The organism is Nocardia sp. NPDC004718, from assembly GCF_053601535.1.
Genome location: NZ_JBSGCA010000036.1, coordinates 5,352 through 25,016, shown reverse-complemented (window position 1 = coordinate 25,016; position 19,665 = coordinate 5,352). Strand labels below are relative to the sequence as shown.

At 68.8% G+C, this 19,665-nt stretch carries 18 protein-coding genes and 1 pseudogene; 11 read left to right on the top strand and 8 right to left on the bottom strand.

Translation table 11 applies throughout. From position 1 onward, the window contains the following. Positions 1-2: 2 nt before the first annotated feature. Positions 3-3,983, bottom strand: a complete 3,981-nt coding sequence (gene otsB, locus ACWEH3_RS24915) for a trehalose-phosphatase (protein ID WP_450023626.1) — start codon at positions 3,981-3,983, stop codon at positions 3-5. 141 nt (positions 3,984-4,124) lie between these two features. Here otsB and ACWEH3_RS24910 point away from each other — a divergent pair, with 141 nt between their 5' ends. The 9 genes and pseudogenes from ACWEH3_RS24910 (at position 4,125) to ACWEH3_RS24870 (ending at position 12,146) form a co-directional block, all read left to right on the top strand. Next, positions 4,125-5,120 carry an Acg family FMN-binding oxidoreductase gene (locus tag ACWEH3_RS24910; RefSeq protein ID WP_450023628.1) on the top strand — a complete coding sequence of 332 codons (996 nt, stop codon included), beginning with the start codon at positions 4,125-4,127 and terminating at the stop codon, positions 5,118-5,120. 144 nt (positions 5,121-5,264) lie between these two features. Next, on the top strand, positions 5,265-5,474 hold the full coding sequence (locus tag ACWEH3_RS24905; RefSeq protein ID WP_450023630.1) for a hypothetical protein: 210 nt from the start codon (positions 5,265-5,267) through the stop codon (positions 5,472-5,474). 131 nt (positions 5,475-5,605) lie between these two features. After that, on the top strand, positions 5,606-6,613 hold the full coding sequence (locus ACWEH3_RS24900; RefSeq protein WP_450023632.1) for an Acg family FMN-binding oxidoreductase: 1,008 nt from the start codon (positions 5,606-5,608) through the stop codon (positions 6,611-6,613). 35 nt (positions 6,614-6,648) lie between these two features. Beyond that, a pseudogene (locus ACWEH3_RS24895) lies at positions 6,649-7,014 on the top strand (hypothetical protein); the annotation flags it as partial. A gap of 28 nt (positions 7,015-7,042) precedes the next feature. Further along, on the top strand, positions 7,043-7,561 hold the full coding sequence (locus ACWEH3_RS24890) for a DUF302 domain-containing protein (protein ID WP_450023634.1): 519 nt from the start codon (positions 7,043-7,045) through the stop codon (positions 7,559-7,561). Positions 7,562-7,707: 146 nt separating this feature from the next. Next, complete coding sequence (locus tag ACWEH3_RS24885; protein WP_450023636.1) at positions 7,708-8,364, top strand: DUF2267 domain-containing protein; 657 nt, start codon at positions 7,708-7,710, stop codon at positions 8,362-8,364. A gap of 180 nt (positions 8,365-8,544) precedes the next feature. Then, entirely contained in the window at positions 8,545-9,201 is a 657-nt protein-coding gene (locus ACWEH3_RS24880; protein WP_450023637.1) for a response regulator, read from the top strand. Positions 9,202-9,309: 108 nt separating this feature from the next. Continuing rightward, positions 9,310-11,034, top strand: coding sequence for a GAF domain-containing sensor histidine kinase (locus ACWEH3_RS24875; RefSeq protein ID WP_450023639.1), 1,725 nt, complete (start codon positions 9,310-9,312; stop codon positions 11,032-11,034). 50 nt (positions 11,035-11,084) lie between these two features. Then, entirely contained in the window at positions 11,085-12,146 is a 1,062-nt protein-coding gene (locus ACWEH3_RS24870; RefSeq protein ID WP_450023641.1) for a methyltransferase, read from the top strand. A gap of 274 nt (positions 12,147-12,420) precedes the next feature. Here the strand turns inward: ACWEH3_RS24870 and ACWEH3_RS24865 are convergent, their stop codons facing one another. The 7 genes from ACWEH3_RS24865 to ACWEH3_RS24835 all read right to left on the bottom strand — a co-directional run bounded on the left by ACWEH3_RS24865 (position 12,421) and on the right by ACWEH3_RS24835 (position 18,379). Beyond that, complete coding sequence (locus tag ACWEH3_RS24865; protein WP_450023643.1) at positions 12,421-13,758, bottom strand: hypothetical protein; 1,338 nt, start codon at positions 13,756-13,758, stop codon at positions 12,421-12,423. After that, a complete protein-coding gene (locus ACWEH3_RS24860; protein ID WP_450023645.1) occupies positions 13,755-14,141 on the bottom strand; it encodes a hypothetical protein in 387 nt (128 codons plus the stop codon). Before ACWEH3_RS24860 ends, ACWEH3_RS24865 begins: the two co-directional genes overlap by 4 nt. Further along, complete coding sequence (locus ACWEH3_RS24855; RefSeq protein WP_450023647.1) at positions 14,141-14,329, bottom strand: hypothetical protein; 189 nt, start codon at positions 14,327-14,329, stop codon at positions 14,141-14,143. Before ACWEH3_RS24855 ends, ACWEH3_RS24860 begins: the two co-directional genes overlap by 1 nt. Then, a complete protein-coding gene (locus ACWEH3_RS24850; RefSeq protein WP_450023659.1) occupies positions 14,326-16,200 on the bottom strand; it encodes a hypothetical protein in 1,875 nt (624 codons plus the stop codon). Before ACWEH3_RS24850 ends, ACWEH3_RS24855 begins: the two co-directional genes overlap by 4 nt. A 76-nt stretch (positions 16,201-16,276) precedes the next feature. Then, the gene (locus ACWEH3_RS24845; protein ID WP_450023649.1) at positions 16,277-17,152 is read right to left on the bottom strand and encodes a lysophospholipid acyltransferase family protein; all 876 of its coding nucleotides are present in this window, start codon (positions 17,150-17,152) and stop codon (positions 16,277-16,279) included. Between the two features lie 16 nt (positions 17,153-17,168). Beyond that, on the bottom strand, positions 17,169-17,819 hold the full coding sequence (locus ACWEH3_RS24840; protein ID WP_450023651.1) for a hypothetical protein: 651 nt from the start codon (positions 17,817-17,819) through the stop codon (positions 17,169-17,171). Next, complete coding sequence (locus tag ACWEH3_RS24835) at positions 17,816-18,379, bottom strand: hypothetical protein (RefSeq protein WP_450023653.1); 564 nt, start codon at positions 18,377-18,379, stop codon at positions 17,816-17,818. The genes ACWEH3_RS24840 and ACWEH3_RS24835 overlap by 4 nt, the downstream gene beginning before the upstream one ends. A gap of 61 nt (positions 18,380-18,440) precedes the next feature. On the opposite strand from ACWEH3_RS24835, the gene ACWEH3_RS24830 reads away from it, so the two are divergent. Both ACWEH3_RS24830 and ACWEH3_RS24825 read left to right on the top strand, forming a co-directional pair. Further along, complete coding sequence (locus ACWEH3_RS24830) at positions 18,441-18,638, top strand: hypothetical protein (RefSeq protein WP_450023655.1); 198 nt, start codon at positions 18,441-18,443, stop codon at positions 18,636-18,638. 101 nt (positions 18,639-18,739) lie between these two features. After that, on the top strand, positions 18,740-19,665 hold a 926-nt coding region (locus ACWEH3_RS24825; RefSeq protein WP_452358389.1), incomplete at its 3' end, for an aldehyde dehydrogenase family protein.

Below are 19,665 nucleotides of genomic sequence, written 5' to 3'. Positions count from 1 at the left end.
CATCATCCGCCCACCGAGTTCATCGGCAGCCGAACCGTCGCTCCCGCCTCGAGCCGCGCGGTCTGGTCCCGGCAGGTGACCTCGATCGGCGGCGACGCGCCGGGATCCGAGCTGATCTCGACGCCATCGCCGCTGACACGCACCGTCAGCCGATGGCCGCGATAGATCATCGGAAACGACAAGGCGCCCAAGGACTCCGGCCAATACGGGCAGAACACCAGGCGGTCACGGCGCAGCTCCATACCGGTGAAACACCGTTGCAACAGATCGACGCTGCCCGCCATCGCGGCGAGGTGAATCCCCTCCGCGGTGGTTCCGCCCTGGATATCGGCGACGTCGGAGCCGAGTACCAGATCGAAGAACTCCACGGCGCGCTCCCGGTTGGCCCGCGCCAGCACCCACGAATGCACCAGCGCGCTGAGCGTCGAGCCGTGCGACGTGCGCGAGAGGTAGTAGTCGATCGTCCGCGGAATCATCTCGGCGGGCAGTTCGTATCCGAGATGGCCCAGCAGTTCCCGGAGTTCGTCGGCCGACAGTAGATAGAACAGCATCAGGACATCGGCTTGTTTGGCGGCGCGATAGCGGTTGACGTCGTCGCCCTCGGCCTCGAGTAGCCGGTCCAGCCGCTGGATGTTGCCGTATCGACGACGGTAGTGATCCCAATCGAGTTCGGCCAGTCGCTCGTATCCCTCGAACTGGCTGATGACTCCGTCGTGGAAAGGGACGTACATTCGCCGAGCGACAACGGACCAGTGCGCCGATTCCGACGGTCGCACCGACAGCTTCTCCAGCAGCTCCGATCGTTCGCGCGGTGCCAGCAGGGCGAGCGCGTCGATCGCCCGCAGGATCACCCAGGCCGCCATCACATTGGTGTAGGCGTTGTTGTCGATACCGGCCTCCGGCGCGTCCGGATAGCCGGAATGGAACTCGTCCGGGCCGATCACGCCGCGGATGGTGTAGCGGTCGCGCTCGGCGTCGTAGCGGGCCAGGCTCGACCAGAAACGAGCGATCTCCACCAGCAACTCCGCCCCGCATCCGACGAGGAACTCCAGGTCGCCGGTGGCCTGGTAGTACTGCCAGACGTTGTAGGCGATCGCGATCCCGATGTGGTGCGCACGGCGGCTGGGATCCGGATTCCAGCGTCTCGACAGCGGATTCAGATGCATCCGCTGGCTTTCTTCACGGCCGTCACTGCCGGACTGCCACGGGAACATCGCCCCGGCGAGTCCCGCTTCCGCGGCCGCTCGCCTGGCCTCGGGCAGACGGCGATAGCGGTACCGCAGCAGAGAACGGGTCAGCTCGGGAAACCGCGGATTCAGCACGGGAAAGACGAACAGCTCGTCCCAGAACACATGACCGCGATAGGCCTCACCGTGCAGGCCGCGCGCGGGCACGCCCACATCCATGTTCGTGGTGTTCGGTGACAAGGTCTGCATCAGGTGCAACAAGTGCAGGCGCACGATGCGCGTCGCGCCCTGGGCGCCGTCCAGGTCGATCCGCAGCCGCGCCCACAGATGCTCCCACGCCACCGCGTGTCCCTCGAACAGATCCGCGTAGCTGTCGACGGCGTCGATCCAGCGCGCGGCTTCCTCGTCGGGTCCCGCCGTGGCCGGATCACGTCCGGTGAACACGGCGACGATCTTCTCCACGGTCACCGCGTCCCCGCTGGTGACCGGAACCGTGAGATCGTGCCCGATCAGGCCGTCCTCGTGGATCGCTTCGCATGCCGGGTCGATGGGCTCCCCGCCGCGTCGCAGACCGGTGCGGGTCGCGACGGCCACCGGTGTTCTCGAGGCGCCGGTCCGCGCCGAGAGCAGCACCGATCTCGCGGACAGGTGGACGGCGTGTTCGGTCACCAGATGGGTGTCGGACAGGTCCCAATACCGCTGCACCAACTGATTGCGCACGGATCCATCGATCGCCGAGCGGATGGTCAGTTCGCCCGACCAGTTCTCGGCGGTGATCGTCGTCGCCATCGCGCCCGAGTGCGGACGATGCATGGCGGCGAACCGGCGTTGCGTCACCGCGGTGATCCGACCCGACGGATCGCGAAAACGGAACCGCCGCACGAGTTCGGCGCGGCGCAGATCCAGCTGCTGGCGGTAATCCAGCAAGTCCGCGGTATCGATGTCGAACCAGGGGCAGCGTTCGATCCGGAAGGTCAGCGGGAGCCAATTCGGCAGATTGACCAGACTTTCGTTGTCGACCACGTGGCCGGTGATCGTGTCGGAGAGCCGGTTGTACACACCGCCCACATACGTACCCGGGTAGTGGACCGCTCCCGCCCCGCATTCCGGAGCCGCACCGCGGGTGGCGAAATAACCGTTGCCGACCGTACACAGCGACTCCCGAAGCTTCTCCCGGGCCGGATCATATCCATCGAAGTCGAGGGTCCACGACTCCGGCGCGGCCGCGACGGTATCGGGTCGCAGCCTGCGGGCCAGCCGATCGAGGAAGTCGCGGACACGATGCGGCCCGTCGATCGCGTACCGGGCGGCGGTGTGCCTGTCACCGGTCTCCTCGTGGCGCACCACGATGGCGAGCCCATCCGCTTCGACGGCATCGAACGCGTCCTCGTCGGTCAGATCATCGCCGAGATAGACCGGCAGCACCGGGACGGTGAGATGGTCGAGAATCCACCGCACCGCGGCGCCCTTGTCCCAGTCCACATCCGGACGCAGCTCGGCGACACGCCTGCCATGGGTGACGCGCAAACCCGCCGTGTGCCCTGCCTCGTGCACCGCGGCGACCACTCCCCCGACGTGGTCCGCCGTAACGTTGCGGTAGTGAACGGCGACCGCGAACCGCTTGTGCTCCACCATGATTCCGGGGACGTCCCGCAGGCGACGCCGAAGGTCACCGGCTGCCGCGGCGAGCGCCTCCTCGGCGCCGGGCGCGGCACCGTGCACGTGCCCGGTGCCGTCCGGCGCCACCAGATCGAAGCCGTGACTGCCCGCGTACCAGATTCCGCCGACGCCGACGCGGGCACGCAGATCGGCGAGATCGCGTCCGCTGACGACCGCGACGGGGCATTCCGCGGCCAGCTTCCGCAATGCGGCCGCCACGCCCGCGACGGGTTCGGCGGCATTCGGATCGGGGACGATATCGGCGACGGTACCGTCGAAGTCGAGCAGCACCGCGACCTTCTCGGTGCTCAGACGGTCGGCGATACGTGGCCAGCCCTCCTCGACGTCCGGCAGCTCCGACATCCGCCGGAAGCCCCCGCGCAACCGCACCCGGGCGAGGTCATCGACGACGACGTCGGCTCCCCGCGCCAGCAGCCCATCCGCGTTCGCTCGCCGATCGACACCGATGACCAGCGCGAAGCCCCCACTGCGACCGGCGGCGACGCCTGCCTCGGCATCCTCGACCACAACCGTCCGGTCCGGTCCGGCCCCGAGTCGGCGCGCGGCCTCGAGCAACATCGCCGGATCGGGCTTCCCCGCCAGGCCCAATGCCTCGGCATCGTTCCCGTCCACTCGCACCGTGAACAGGTCCGCGACACCGGCGGCCGTGAGCACCTGCGCGCAATGCCGGCTGGCGGAAAAGATGCCCGTGCCGATGCCCGCGGCCGTCAAACGACGAACGAGGTCGACGGTCGACGGGAACACCTGGACACCCTCACGTGCGACGCGCTCGCGGAACAGGCGATCCTTGCGGTTTCCGAGCCCACATACGGTTTCGGCCGTCTCCGGATCGGCCGCGGTGCCCCAGGGCAACGCGATACCTCGCGCCGCGAGGAAGTCCGCCACGCCTCGATAGCGTGGTTTGCCGTCGACGAAGCGGAGGTAATCGGTTTCGGTGAACGGCGACCGGTCCTGTCCGGCGCCGGCGGGACGCCGGGTGAGGAAGTCGTCGAACAATTCCGTCCACGCCGCGGCGTGCATCGACGCGCTGTCGGTCACCACCCCGTCCATGTCGAAGATCACCGCGTCGTGGCGGCGCGAATCGATCCGCGGTGTCGCCCGCACACCGTTGCCCACGACTTCAAGCCTGACCGAGCCGCCGGTGTCCCGTCCAGGGACGAAAGTCCGCAACAACCGCCTGACCTGGGGGCCACCAGCGACGAGATCCGGGACCAACGACTGTTTTCCCATCGGCGTGGGAGACCTACCGTCGGCCATATGAACGAGCTACCCACCGGAGAAACCATCGAGAAGGCCGTCCTCCTCGCCGGCCGGGCGCCGTCGCTGCACAACAGCCAGCCCTGGCACTGGACGTTCGACGGCCAAGCGCTGCGGCTGTTCGCGGTACCCGAACGCCGCCTCCCGGCGACCGACACCGCCGGTCGTCAGATGCTGATCAGCTGCGGTGTCGCGCTGGGCCATCTCCGGGCGGGCATGTCCGCTGCCGGATGGCGCACCCTCGTCGCCCATTTCCCCAACCCGAATCGTCGCAATCATCTCGCCACCCTCACGTTCCATCGGTCGCATTTCGTGACCGACGCCGACCGCGCCCGCGCCGACGCCATCCTGCGCAGGCACACCGACCGGCTGCCGTTCGCGGCACCGCCCGGATGGCCCGATTTCGAAACCGTGCTGCGCAGCACGTTCGATTCCGCCGACGCCACGCTGAACGTCCTGCACGACGACAGCCGCCCCACGTTGGCCCGCGCCTCGGAGATGACCGCGTCGCTGCGCCGCTACGACCCGGATTACCACGCCGAATTGCAATGGTGGACGGGGCACGTCGTGGCCGACGCCGGTGTCCCCAAAGAGTCGCTGATCTCCGAGCAGGAACGGCAGCGGGTGAGCGTGGGCCGCAAGTTCCCCACCGTCTCCGGTGACCGGCGCGGTGAGGTCGCCGACGACCATTCGGTGATCCTCGTCCTCTCCACCGACAGCGACACCCCCGACGACGTGCTGCACTGCGGTGAGGTGCTGTCCACGGTCCTGCTGGAGTGCACTCTCGCGGGGTACGCGACCTGTCCGCTGACCCACCTGACCGAAGTCCCGCAGAGCCGCGCGCTGGTCCGCACGCTGACCGACGGTTTCGGCTTGCCGCAGGTGCTGGTCCGGGTCGGCTCGGCGCCCGAATCCGCGCAGGACGTCCCGCTGACGCCGCGCCGCCCACTCTCGGAGATCCTCGAAATGTCCGGTCCACAGGGCGAGGTGGACTGAGGCCACATCGATATCGGGACGTTCGCCCCCGCTTTCCGGGCAGCAGTACCCTCCCCTCGCCCCCGCCCCTCGAGCAAGCTGTGTGCTATGTCGCCCCGTCGTATACCTCCATGTCCACCCGACGGAACTCCGGACCCGGACTCGGTGCCGCTGGCGGTTCCCGCGGTGGTGCTCGCTGCGATCATGCTGATCGGGATGCTCGTGGCGCTCGTCCTGTTGCTGCCCGATTGGGCGCGCGACTACGGCGCGGGCCTGGTGTATCTGGCCGTGTTGATCTATGCCGGTCTCGCGCTGCGGCTGTTGTGGTGGGGCGTGACGATCCTGCGTGCCGGGGTGGCGGACACCGAGGAGTAGAACGTTGTGCGGAGAGATCACGGCGGCCTCGCGCCGGACCGGCCGCCGACAGCGGCGACGGTGACCAAGGACCCTGCGTCGCGGGCGGAACGCCCGTATCCGCCCCGGACGATCCCGCGAAGACTCGAACCATGACCGCGAACGACGAAGCACCCGCCATTTCGGTACCCGAGCATCGGGTGATCCTGGCTGCGTTGCGGCTGGCCACCCGCGCGCCGTCGGTGCACAACACCCAGCCGTGGCGGTGGGTGTTCGACGGAACCCGCCTGCACCTCTACACCGACGCCGATCGGCTGCTGCCCTCGACCGACCCGCACGGCCGCCAGCTGGTGATCAGCTGCGGAACCGTCCTGCATCACGCGCGAACCGCCTTCGCCGACCAAGGCTGGCACACCGACACGGTGCGCGTGCCGGATCGGCAGCGACCCGACCATCTCGCCGTGATCGAATTCCGGCCGTGGACCGACCCGCCCGAGGGGATCCACACCCGAGCACGCGTCATCGACCGGCGCCGCACCGACCGGCTGCCGATGCTCGAACCGCAAGGCTTCGCAGGCCTGCTACACCGGCTGCGGATGCTCACCTCCCCGCACGAGGTGGAACTCGACGTCTTGGACGACAGCGCCCGGCCTCGGCTCGCCGCCGCCTCGGAACAGATCGGTGCGCTGCGCCGCCAGGACTTGCTGTATCAGACCGAACTGGAATGGTGGGCCGGGCATTCGGAGACGCTCGAAGGCGTGCCGGCCTCCGCGCTGGTGTCCGACGCGGAATTCGCCCGGGTCGGAGTCGGGCGCGCGTTCCCCCCGGCGCCGCGTTCGATGCGGCGGGCCCGGCTCGATGATCACGCGCGGCTGGTTCTGCTCGGCACCGACGGGGATTCGGTGACGCGCTGGCTGCGCACCGGCGAAGCGCTGTCGGCCGTGCTGCTCGAATGCACCGCCGCAGGCCTGGCGACCTGCGCGCTCACCCATGTCACCGAACTGCCGACGACCCGGGGACTGCTCGCCAGTCTGGTTCCCCGTCCGGCGACACCTCAGGTGCTGCTCCGTGTCGGCACCGCACCCGACGACGCCGACATGGTCCCCCCGACTCCCCGGCGCCCGGTCACCGACGTCTTCACCGTCACCGGCTCCCGCTGAGCCCACCGACACCCGAAGGGCGGCGGCCCGCGCCCATGGCACGACGAATCGAGGAGGACGCGGTGGAATACCGGATCGCCCTGGTCGAGTCCGCACCGGAAACGGTGCTGCGGATGGCACGCAGGCTCCGTCCCGACCCAGGTCTGCTCGGCGAGGACATCGCCGAGGGAATGCGGGAAGTGACCCGCGTCGTGCGGCAGGCCGGTCTGGTCGCCAGCGGCGCGCCCACGATCACCTTCCGCGACGACACACTCGGAGGCGAAGCGGCCGCGGTGGAATTCGGCGTCGCGGTGGAGCCCGCACCCAACCTCGGGCCCAGCTCCGGCGCGCAAGTGGTCGTCCTGCCGGGAACTCTCGTCGCTCGCACCTGCCACCGCGGCAGCTACCGGGACCTCGCCGCCGCGTATCAGGCGCTCCAGGAATGGCTGCGTGACAGCGGCTACCGGCCGATCGGCCCCCCCTACCGAGGCCTACCTCATCGGCCCGGACGAGGTCACCGACGCCCGGCGACTGCTCACCGAGATCCGGTTGCCGGTCGCCCCCGCCGTCACCGTGGCGGTGCATCTCGACGCCCCTTTCGAGGAGGCGGTGCGCAGGACCAGGGATGCCTTGCGCGGTGCGGAACTGGCGGTGATCGCCGAAGTCGACCTGCAGGCCACGCTGCGCGAGACGATCGGCGAACAGATCGAGAACTACCTGCTGCTGGGCGTCTGCGACCCCCAGCTGACCTACCGGGCGCTGTCGGCCGACCGCCACGCCGGGGCGATGTTCTCGTGCGGTCTCGTGGTGCGCTCGACCGACACCGGCACACAGGTCGAGGTCGCCGATCCGGAACTGCTGGTCTGCGTCACAGCGCAGCCGGGGCTGCGGTCCGTCGCGGGCGAGCTACGGCGGCGGCTCGCCGCCGCATTGGCTGTCCTCCGCGATTCGTCGCCCGCGCGGACGTGATCCGGTCGCGTCCACGGCGATCCGGCATCCGGGGTGACCATGGTCCCGTCAGTGCGGGTAGGAGTCCTCTCACCGGTCCCGGCTCGGACGAGCAGTCTCGTGGATATCGCACCTCGACCACGATTCACCCGTGAAAGGCACACGTCATGAGCTACCACCGCGACCCCCTCGCACCCGCGGTGCACACCGCGCACGAGTGGCTGCGCACTCTGACCGACGAACTCGCCACCGAAGACCGGGCATTCGCGCACCGCGCACTGCGCGCCTGGCTGCACACGGTGCGTGACCGCATCGGTGTCAACGCGGCCGCGCACCTGAGCGCCCAGCTGCCCGAACTGCTGCGCGGGATCTTCTACGAGGGCTGGGTGCCCGCACACGTGCCCTTCCCGCACGACGTGCCCTCCTTCCTCGATCAGTTCGCACTGGAAGCAGGCGTCTCCCGAGACGAGGCCTACGCTCTCGCGGGTGCGGTGACCGACGCGCTGGCCGATTTGTTCTCGCCCGGCCAGCTCGATCACGTGTTCGCGCTGTTGCCCGAAGATCTGCGGGCCGTCCTGCGCGGAGCCGACCTCGCGGGCACGTTGCAGCAGGACGCCACTCCGGTCACGCGACCCGAATCGTCTCGTCTCGACGAGCTGGACGGCCGGCTACGTGCACTCACCGACGCGGTGGCGGTGCTCGCCCGCAGCCTGGAAGATCTTGCCGGCGGCGAACCGCCCGACAGCGCGCAGGTCTCCGCCGCGCAGCAAGCCCACCGGATTCTGATCGCCGAAGGCCTCACCCGCTCGGAGGCGCCGACCTGATCGCTGCCGGGCTCTCCCGACCGGCCCTACCGGATACTTCGCAGCGCGGTGTGTCGCACCGTGAGTGACATGCCTGCGCGGCGAGTCCCGTCGCCACCCAGGAAGGGACTTTGGTCCGTACCGAGCGGCGTGCCCGATGCGTAGTGTCGACCCCACCCCCGCCCCCGGATTGGACACTCGATGATCACGGTGTTTCTGGTCGACGACCATGAGATCGTCCGCCGCGGCCTCGCCGACCTGCTCTCCGAAGACCCGGAACTCACCGTGATCGGCGAAGCAGGCGACGTCGCCCAGGCCCTCGCCCGTATTCCCGCACTCCGGCCGGACGTCGCCGTTCTCGACGTGCGCCTGCCCGACGGCAACGGGATCGAACTCTGCCGTGACCTGCTGTCCAAGCTCGACGATCTGCGCTGCCTGATCCTGACCTCCTTCACCGACGAACAGGCGATGCTGGACGCGATCCTCGCCGGAGCCAGCGGCTACGTCGTCAAGGACATCAAGGGCATGGAGCTGGCCAAAGCCATCAAGGAAGTCGGCGCGGGGCGCTCCCTGCTCGACAACCGCGCCGCCGCCGCCTTGATGCAACGACTACGCGCCAACACCCACCACGACGGCCCCTTGGCCGGGCTCACCGATCAGGAACGCAAACTGCTCGACCTCCTCGGCGAAGGACTGACCAACCGCCAGATCGCTCAGCGCATGTTCCTCGCAGAGAAGACGGTGAAGAACTACGTATCCCGCCTGCTCGCCAAGCTCGGGCTGGAACGGCGCACCCAGGCCGCGGTCTACGCCTCCAAACTCCGGTCCCGGCCGTCCGGTTCCACCATCGACTCCTGACCGGTGGCGCGTCCATATCCGCTCGGCGGTGGCGTTCATTTCCGGAACCAGGTGAAATATTCTTGAGCCATGGCGAGAAGCCGCGCTGACGGCGTTTCAGGGGCGCATATGACTGATTACGCGTCGGCCGACCCCTACTCCGTGCGCGATACGCTTTCCCAACTGCGGCTGCGCGAACTGCTCGGCGAGGTCAAGGATCGCATCGAGCAGATCATCGATGCCCGTGACCGCATGGACGGCTTGGTCGAGGCCATGCTCACCGTTACCTCCGGCCTCGACCTCAACCGCACCTTGCGCACCATCGTGCACACCGCCATCTCCCTGGTCGATGCCCGCTACGGCGCACTCGGCGTCCGCGGCCACGACCAGCAACTCACCCAATTCATCTACGAAGGCATCGACGAACCGACCCGCGAGTCGATCGGCGACCTCCCCCAAGGCCACGGCGTCCTCGGACTACTGTTCAGCCAGCCGAAACCGATCCGGCTCGACAACCTGGCCGACCACCCCTCCTCGGTAGGATTCCCCGCCCATCACCCCCCGATGCGCACCTTCCTCGGCGTGCCCGTCCGCATCCGCGACGAAGTATTCGGCAACCTCTATCTCACCGAGAAAGCAGGCGGCCAACCCTTCACCGAAGACGACGAAGTCATCGTGCGAGCCCTGGCCGCCGCGGCCGGAATCGCCATCGACAACGCCCACCTCTACGAATCCGCCCGCACCCGCCAAGCCTGGATCGAAGCCACCCGCGACATCACCACCGAATTCCTCGCAGGCACCGCCCCAGGCCAGGTCCTCACCCACCTCGTCGAAGCCACACACCGGCTCACCGGCTCCGAACGGACCTATCTCGCGGTCGTCCCGGACTCCGAGGGGCCACCCGAAGAGATCACCGAACTGCTGATCACACACACCGGGGGCGCCGCGCACGACCAGCGGCTGATCAAGCTGCCGTTGGGAGACACCACCATCGGTCAGGCCTTCCGACAGCGTTCTCCCCAGCGGGTGGACGACGCTCGCCGCGCGGATCTCGGCAAGATCTTCCCCGACGCCGGGCCCGCACTCGTGCTGCCCATGCAGACCTCCGATTCCACGGTGGGCGTGCTGGTCGCGCTGCGGGCGGTGGATTCGGCGCCCTACAACAACGAGATCCTCGAACTGACCTCCGCCTTCACCGACCAGGCCGCGCTGGCGATGCAACTGGCCGACGCACAACGGCGCATGCGGGAACTGGACATCCTCTCCGACCGCGACCGCATCGCACGCGACCTGCACGACCACGTAATCCAGCGGCTGTTCGCCGTCGGACTGAGCCTGCAGGGCACCGTCCCCCGCACCCGCGTGCCCGAAGTGCGCGAGCGGATCAACGAGGCGATCAACGACCTGCAAGATGTCGTCCAAGAAATCCGCACCTCGATCTTCGACCTGCACGGCGGCGACAGCGCGCGGGTGCGTCAACGCATCGAGGAAGCCATCCGCCAGCAGACCGCGCCCAGCGGCATCCGCACCTCCGTGCGCATCAGCGGGCCACTCTCGGTCGTCGATCCCGAACTGGCCGATCACGCCGAAGCCGTTGTGCGCGAAGCGGTCAGCAACGCCGTACGGCACTCCGGAGCCGACACCGTCTCGGTCGAGATCACCGTGGCCGACGACCTGACCATCGTCGTCGAGGACGACGGCTGCGGGGTGCCCACCGACGTCGCCCCGAGCGGTCTGACGAATCTGGCCCGGCGCGCCGAGGAAGCGGCCGGGACCTTCATGATCACGGCCGGTACCGAACCGGACGGGCGTACCGCGGGCACGCGGTTGTGCTGGCAGGTGCCGCTGCGCTGACCGCCGGAGTCATGTGATCGGCGACCCGGAGCCGACGAGCGAGGAGGGTTATGGCCGAGGAGCCGATCGAATGGGGCGGGGCGCTGTGGGCCGCCGCCGACCTGGTGACGCCGATGGCCATCCGCGTGGCCGCGACACTGCGGCTGGCCGACCACGTCGCCGCGGGCAGGCGGACGAGCGAGGCGCTGGCCGCCGCGGTGGACGTGAACCGGGACGCGCTGGGGCGTCTGCTGGACCACCTGGTGACCGCCGGTGTGCTGTCTGGTGGAAGTACCGGCGGCTATGGACTGACGTCGTTGGGTGAGCGCCTGCGGGACGATCATCCGGAAGGCGTGCGGCGCTGGATCGATCTGGAGGGGGCCGTCGGGCGCGCCGATCTGTGCTTCGTCCAGCTGTTGCACACCGTTCGCACCGGTGAGCCCGCTTTTCCACGTCAGTTCGGCCGGACGTTCTGGGAGGATCTGTCCGCCGATCCCGCGCTGGGAGCGTCGTTCGACGCTCTGATGGGCTCCCGGTTGGCGGCGGATGCCCCGGCGGTGGCCGACGCCTACTCATGGGGCGCGCTCGGTCACCTCGTCGATGTGGGTGGGGGCGACGCCAGTTTGCTCGTCGCCCTTCTTCGCGCCCATGGCGACCTGCGCGGGACGGTGCTCGACTTGGCCGGCCCGGTCTTTCGTGCACGGCAGGCCATTTGCTCGGCAGGCCTCGAGCACCGGGCCGACGCGCAGGTCGGCAGCTTTTTCGATCCCCTTCCCGCCGGAGCGGGCGGCTATCTGCTCTCGGGTGTCCTGCACGACTGGGACGACGAGGCCGCCGTTCGCATCTTGCGACGCTGCGCCGACGCGGTTCCGGAGCACGGGAAGGTGCTCGTTCTCGACCACATCGGCGATGCCGACGGTGGCGCACCCGATACCGAAGGCGACCTGCGGATGCTGTGCTACGTCCGCGGCCGGGAACGCCCCCTCGGCAGGCTGCGCGAGATCGCCGAGTCGGCCGGTCTACGGGTCGGCTCGGTCATTCCGGCCGGTTCCCGCTCGATCATCGAGTTACACCTCGCCGATCGTGAAGGCCCCGGCCGAGCGTCCACGTCGCTGCCCATCGCTGAGCCATAACCCGCCAAAACCTCGCTGCTGCCTCCGTCGATCGCCGATCCCCGTTCATACAGCTGCCCGGCGGTGGCGCCGGAGTAGGCGGTGCGGTAATTCGGGCATCATCCGGGTGAGCGCGTTCGTCGCGCCGATGAGTGTGCGCGCAGGGATACGAGCCAACTCGTCGACGGTGGCCGGACGCCCAGTTCCGCGGCGATCGTCGCGGACACCGCTGCGGTGATCCTTCCAGCAGGGCGTTGCGCGAAACGCTTGTCGCGGTGGGAGATTCGGATGTGCCTCACGACTCGAAGAGCAAGTAAAGGCCGGTGAAGGTGAAACCGACCATGGTCAGCATCAAAGCCAGTTGACCCGTCACCCGATGGGCCCGCGGCAGCAGTCGCAGGCAGCGGTCGTGCGCGGCGGCGACGCCGAGAATATGGCCGATCACCACGGCCAGCACCTTGATCGTCCCCAGCACCGCGGGATGTGTGGACAAGAGGTAGGCGACGTCGCGGTCGGCCAATCCGGCCAGGTTCCATCCTCGTCCGAACGGATCCGCGAACAAGAGCACCGTCGCCTGGCCCTTCTCGACCAAGAAGGTGAGGTAGTGGGCGATGAGATAACCCGCGACGATGGGGGACAGACTGTACGCGAGGCGGGCCGGGAGCAGTTTCCGGTCGGCTTCGGGCAGGCCTCCGGTCGCCCTCGCGGCGGTACAGAACAGGCCGCCGACGACCACGATGAAACCCAGCAACCCCAGTGTCTTCAGCACGGTCGGCAGGAACTCGTATCCGCCGCCACCGGCGTCGGCCAGCAGGCCACGCCAGGAAGGGAAGGTGCTGAAGCTGTCGAACGCGGTCGAGCCGAGCAGGGTGGCGGCCACGGCCACCGCGGCCACCCGGACCGGAGTTCCCGCCAGATTGTCCAACGGCGATCGCAGCACGAGTTCACCGGTATCGCGACGCCCCAACGGGCTCAGCCTGCCCAGCAGACTGCTGTACACCTCCAACGGGTCGGCACGCTCGGCCCAGGCGGTGCCGCACATGATCAGTCCGGCTGTGTTCACGACGAGATACGCCACGAGCCAGGTTGTCACGGCGGCCACCGAACCCGGTTCCGGGTAGGCCAGTTCCATCCAGACGAAGGAGAACAGGCCCAGCACCGCGGGCCACTGCCCCCAAGAACCGGGATAACGCATCAATCCCTGGGCGGGTGGACGGCGCCGCATCAGGCACAGGGCGCGGTGCACGGCGCGCACCGGCGACAAGACCTTCCACACGGGTCCGGCGACCAGCGAGGCGACCATGACACCGACCCAGAGGTAGATGTAGACGACACCGGGCACGGGATTGCGCGCCGGATCGGGACTTCCGAAGACACCGATCGCGACGACCACGAGAGTGACGGCCACGCTCGCTCCCGAAATCACGACCCGGACCGCCGGGGAGTAGACGATCGCACCCACCACCGAGGGAAGCGCGATTCCCGGTGATCGCGGGTCCAGCCGCGGTTCGCGCCAGGCGAGCACCAGCACCGCGAACGAGAACGTCAAGGCCCAGGCCGCTCCGACAAGCGCGTACGACAGTGGGATCGGCAGATCCGTCGCGCCGCCGATACCGTGCGCGAGAACCGTCATCCGCGAACGAGCAATGTCGCCACCGTTCGCCGCGCGTGGTGCAGTTCGATCTCTACCCGCCCCGGCACATCCACGGTGAAGCGGAACCGCTGTCCAGCCCCCGGGGTGATCGCGAACGTGTGCTGCGGCGTGCCGTGTACGTGCAGTTCGTCGTCGGCGTCGCTGTCGACCACCACCTCGATCGGTCGTCCCACCCGGGTCTCGAGGCGGACATCTGCCGGGCTCACCGACCCGGCCGCGATCCGGACCGCGACGACGAGACTCTCCGAGTCTCCAACCGTCGCGCTTGGCGGCGAGGCGGTGTCGGGATCGGAGGAGGCACAGCCGCTCACGAACAGACCACTCAGCAACGCCAGCGCGCCCCACCGCCACACAGATGCCATCACCGCTCCTTCTCCGCGCCGTGCTCGGACGGCGAACCAGATGTGCGCTCACGCGCCTCGGCGCGGCGGTCTCGCACGGCGACGAACACGACGACGGCGACCACGGCCAGGGCGGGCAGGAAGGCCGGTATCGCGAGCAGCAGCGAGTGATGGGCCAACACGTCCACGCCGTCGGCGCCCCCGGTCATCGCGAGACCGCCGGTTCCGCCACGGCCGTCCGGCTCGTGTGCGGATACCGGTCGTTGATCCGCGCCGCGCCCCAGGACAGCGCGCCGACGAGGACGAGGCTGCACACCAGGACGACCAGCGATGCCGCGCCGAACAACCAGGACGGGTAATCGAACGAACGCTCCCGCTGCAGCACCGTGATCTCGGCGATGAACGGACGGTTGAACGACGCGAGCGCGGGAACCTCATCGACGCCGATGCCGGGGTCGGCGGCCATGAAGATCGGCGCAGCGGTCAGGACGCGCCCGTCCTGCAGCCGCAGAACAGTTTTCCACGACCCATGAGCCGGGACGGGTTCGGTGGAGACGTAGTGCCCCGGGCCCACTCGTTGCAGGTGGTCGACGACCAGGCCGCGGCCGGGACTGTCACTGCCGATGCCACCTTGCCAGGACAGGATCTGCATCCATTCGGGGTCGGAGCCGATCAGATCGGCGGGCGTAACGCGGACGTCCGCCAGCACCATCCTCCCGCCTGGGCCCGATTCGACGTCACGCAGCGCGACCGTGGCGGTGGCCTGCTCCGGCACGTCGATGAGCAGCCCGTTGGCGGTGGCAGCCGCCACGACCACGACCGCGGCGGCCATCAATCCACGCCGCACCGGCGGGCGTGGCAGCGGTTCCCCGCGCAGCGTCATCGCCAGCAGTGCGCCGACGACACCACCGGCGATACCGGTGGGCACGGCCATCGCCAGCAGTTCCGGCCACATGGCGGCAGGCCAGGGATTGACGAATACCGCCCGAACCCAGAGGGATTCGAGCCACAGGCCGACTGTCGCGATCCCGAATCCGCACAGCGCGCCCCACCAGATCGGCCGCCGGATGAGCGGTAGCAGCGCGAGCAGTTCCACCACGACCGCGCAGCCGAGATACAGCGGGAAGACATTGCGCGGAGCATCCATGATCGGTCCGCCCACCAGCACGGCCACCACGGTGCGGACCAGGGCGGCGAAGCCGACCACCACCAGTGTGCTGAACGGCCCCAGGCTCGCACGGGCGGCGACGAGGGACACCGCGGCCGCGGCGGCGATGAGCATCGGCTGCAGAACGAGCCGGAATTGCTGCACCCCGAAGTCGAATTCCACCTGGAATACCGACAGTCCGATGAGCAAGCCACCGAAGGCGAAGGACCGCAGCAGCCACATCAGCCTGCCGTCGGCGCGGTCGGGCTCCGGTTTGCTGTGCCTGCCCTCGAACTCGAGCAGCAACACACCGATCAGTGACAACCCGGCGCCGCCGATGAGCATCAGATGCGTCGGCCCCCAGAGCGTGACATCCTGCCCGAAGATCCGATGCCAGATATCGTCGAGGGGGAAGCCGATCAAGGCGTAGAGACCGGCGCCCGCGATGAGGATGCCGCCGACGGGCGCGTACCAGGTGCGGGTGATCCGCACCGCTGCGGCACCGGGCTTCTCGTCCAGGGGCAGCACGATCGCCGACATCCCGGCGGTGAACAGGAAGAACAATCCCGCCAGGATGAAATAGTGCGCCGGATTCGCCAGTGGCCCGTTGTCCCGGCCGTTGCCGACGTGCAGGCTGACATCCCAGATGAAGCCCAGCAGCGCGGTGAGGATCGTCGCCAGGAACATCGCCAGCGGAAGGGCCACCCAACCGGGCCGGTTGAACAGCCGCCCGAGACGGTCGGCGACGCGTTGTAACCAGGTGATCCGGCGGGTTCGGTGGAGATACCCGATCCACAGCAGAAGGACCGCGACCAGTCCGGCGGCTCCGGTCATGATCGCCACCTGGTCCAGCGCCGCTCCCCCGCCCTCGGTGCCGGGAGCGGCGAACCATTCGATCCTTGCATGCGCGGCGTCGCGCATGGTGACCTCCATCACACGAGCGAGTATATGTTACCAACGGTATCATGAAAGTGACGGGCATCGCCCGTAATCGCGCCACCGTTTCGGGTCAGCCGACGATCGGCAGGGCGCGCTCTTCGTCCAGCCTGGTCAGCGCCCCTTGCATGATTCCGGTGACGTGCCGGTAGGCGGCGTCCAGATCCAGCTCGGACCCCAGCACGTCGCGAAGATCGATCGGGTCGAGGAACTCCACGGTGATCTTGCTGGGCAACGGCAGATGCCCAGCAAGATCACCGAGGTCGAGTCCCCACGGCAGCGCGATCGAGATCGGGAACACCTTCAGCCGCAGCATCCGATCCAGCCGCAGCAGGCGCGCGATCCGATCACCGCGGGTGAGCACCAACTGACTCTGCTGCGCACCGATGTTCACCACCGGCACGATCGGAACCCGCTCGTTCCAGGCCAGGTGGAGAAAACCGGTGCGACCGGCGAAGTCGATCCGGCCCTCCTCCCACGTAGGACGGTGTACCTCCCAGTCACCGCCGGGGTAGACCAGCACCGCCGCGCCGTCGCGCAGCACTCGCTCGGCATTACCCGGGTCGGCGTTGACCGTTCCGAAGCGGCGCAGCAACGAGCCGATCACCGGGTAGGCCATCACCATGTCGTGGGCGAGCTGGAAGAAGGGCCGCTGCGGTCCGAAACGCCGGACGAAGGCCAGCGTGGTCACCAAGACTTCCGGCGATACGTTCCCGCCGGAATGGTTACCCACCAGCAAGACCGGCCCCTCTTGCGGAACCCGCTCCAAGCCGCGCACCTCCGCCCGGAAGTAGAGGCGAACGAGAAGCCAGCCCAGATCCACGGTGTCGGCGATGAACTCCGGATCGCGGTCGGCGGGGTCGGCGGTGGGCACTCGCGCCTTCACCTGCCGGGCGACCCAGTCCGTCGCCCGGTCGACCGTCCCGCCGGCCAATCGGAATACCTTCATGACCAACGGCTTCCGGCTAGCCGCCGATCGAGAGCAACTGATCGAAGAACGCCCGGTACCCGCGCAAGGCCTGGCGCAGCCCCTCGGTGTCGGACGTGTCGCCGAGCCGCTCGTCCAGTTCGCGTTTGCGCTGGTCGTAGGTGGTGGTCAGCTGGTGGATGGTATCGCCGAGCAACTCGTCCGCGCGAGCGACCGCGTCTTTGGGGTTGTCGACGAAGGTAACCTGCACTTCCCGCCACTGGGTGCGCAGGCGATCGAGATCGGCATCGGGCAACAACGGCGCAGGGCCGCCCGACGCGGTTTCCGCCGTCGGCGCACCTTGGGCGGCGGTTCGGCCAGTCCTGCCGGTGTCACTCCACTCGCTGTCGATCACATCCCGTCGCGAGGCATCCGCGCGGGCCGGCTCCGATCCGTGCGCCGCGGGCGTGTTCGATTCGGCCGCCGTTCCGGTGGTCTGCGCGGGCTCGGCCTCGCCGATCCCGGGAGACGCCTCGGTCTGCCCGGGATCGCGCCGCGGCGCTGCCGTTTCGCCTGCCGGCCCGGCTTGCGGACCACGGTCCGCCTGCCCGCTTCCTTCGTACTGCGACTCGACCCGCCCCTCACCTGCTGTCGGCGAATTCTCCTCCGCCCCATCGCGATAGGGACGACGCTCGGATTCGGTGCTCATGCTTTCACGTCCTTCTTGCCTTCGCCGCCCACGCCGATCAGATCTTCGAACACTTCCCGGTAGTGCACGATGGCTGTGCGCCGGTCCTCCGTGGATACCGCCGTACCTGCGGGGCGGGTCGCGATGTCGTGCGCGGCGCGATAGTGGCCCAGCGGCTCGGCATGCTCCACGGAAAGATCAGCCACCTGCTGCTCGTAGTTCTCCGTGGGGTAGCCGCGCTCGGACATGATCGTGGTGACGAGGCGGTCGGCTTCGGTCAACGCCCCGGCGGGGTCGTCGATGAACCGCTCCTGCACCTCTACCCAGCGGGTGGAATAGACCCGCTTCTCGTCGTCCGACAGGTCGCGTAGACGCAGTTGCGCGTGCCTGCGCTCGCGCTCTGCGAGTTCCCGCTCCGCGGTCTTGCGATCCTCGTGCTCCTGGACCGTCCGGTCGTATTCCGGGCCGAACCTGCGGCGTAGTCGCTGTCTACGCACCATCGGCCACACCAGGAGCGCGACAACGGCCGCGACGACGACAATGGCGATGACGACGATGATTACCCATACTCCAGCCGACATCTGAACCTCCTTGTCGAGCTTGTCCGCTGGGGTAATGCCTCCTGGCCGTGGTCCCAAACATATGTTCGTCAAGAGGCTTCGACGTGGTGAGGTCAGCGAACCAGAGCTCGTTCGCGGCGGCGACCTGTTCCTCGTCGAGTTCGACGCCGAGTCCGGGGCGCGACGGCAAGGTGAGCAGACCGTCGGCGATACGGTAGGGATCCCGGGAATGCGCTGGCCGTCCTGCCAGATTTCGATGGATGTCGAGGGCGGCGCATGAAAGTGATCGGACGCCCGGGGGCCCGGTCCGCAGCCCGTTGACCGACGCCTCGAGGATGTCGAACTCGCCGAGCTGGCCGACCTTGTGAAGAAAGTGAGCTGATGACCACCTCACGCATCGATGCCGCGCATCTCACCGGCGCCAACTTGGTGGGCGCCGCCGACGTCCCCGGCTCCGCCGGGCTGTTCCACGCGACGAACCCGGCGACCGGCGCCGACCTCGGTCCGGAGTACGGCGAAGCCGACGCCGGGACGGTCGCCCATGCCGCCGAACTGGCCGCGACCGCTTTCGAGCGCTACCGGCACACCGGCTTGGGTGCGCGCGCGGCGTTCCTGGAGAGCGTCGCCCGGGAGATCGAGGCGCTCGGCGAGGTTCTGGTCGACCGGGTGATCGCCGAGACCGGACTGCCGGAGGCCCGGGTGCGCTCCGAGATCGGCCGCACCACCGGCCAGCTCCGGCTGTTCGCCGACGTGGTGCGCGATGGCAGCTGGACCGGCGCCCGGTTGGACCGGCCCGACCCCGCGCGCAGCCCCCTGCCCAAGCCCGATCTCCGGCAGCGCCGGATCCCGCTCGGACCCGTCGCGGTGTTCGCGGCGAGCAACTTCCCCCTCGCTTTCTCCGTTGCCGGTGGCGACACCGCCTCGGCCCTGGCGGCGGGTGCGCCGGTGGTGGTCAAGGCCCACCCCGCCCATCCGGGCACCTCCGAACTGGTCGGCCGCGCGGTCCGCGCGGCCGTACGGGAGCACGACCTGCCCGAAGGCACCTTCTCGCTGATCCACGGCGGCGTGGACACCGGCTTGGCGCTGGTGCGCGACCCCCGAATCCGGGCGGTCGGCTTCACCGGTTCGCGGCGGGCCGGGCTCGCGCTCGTCGCGGCGGCCGCGGCACGGCCGGTACCCATCCCCGTTTTCGCCGAGATGTCCAGTGTCAACCCGGTGTTCGTGCTGCCGGGGGGGGGCGGGGTGGCCCCCCCCCGGCGGGGGGGGGCGCTGGGGGGGGTGGGGCCGCGAAGTGGCTCAGGACCACG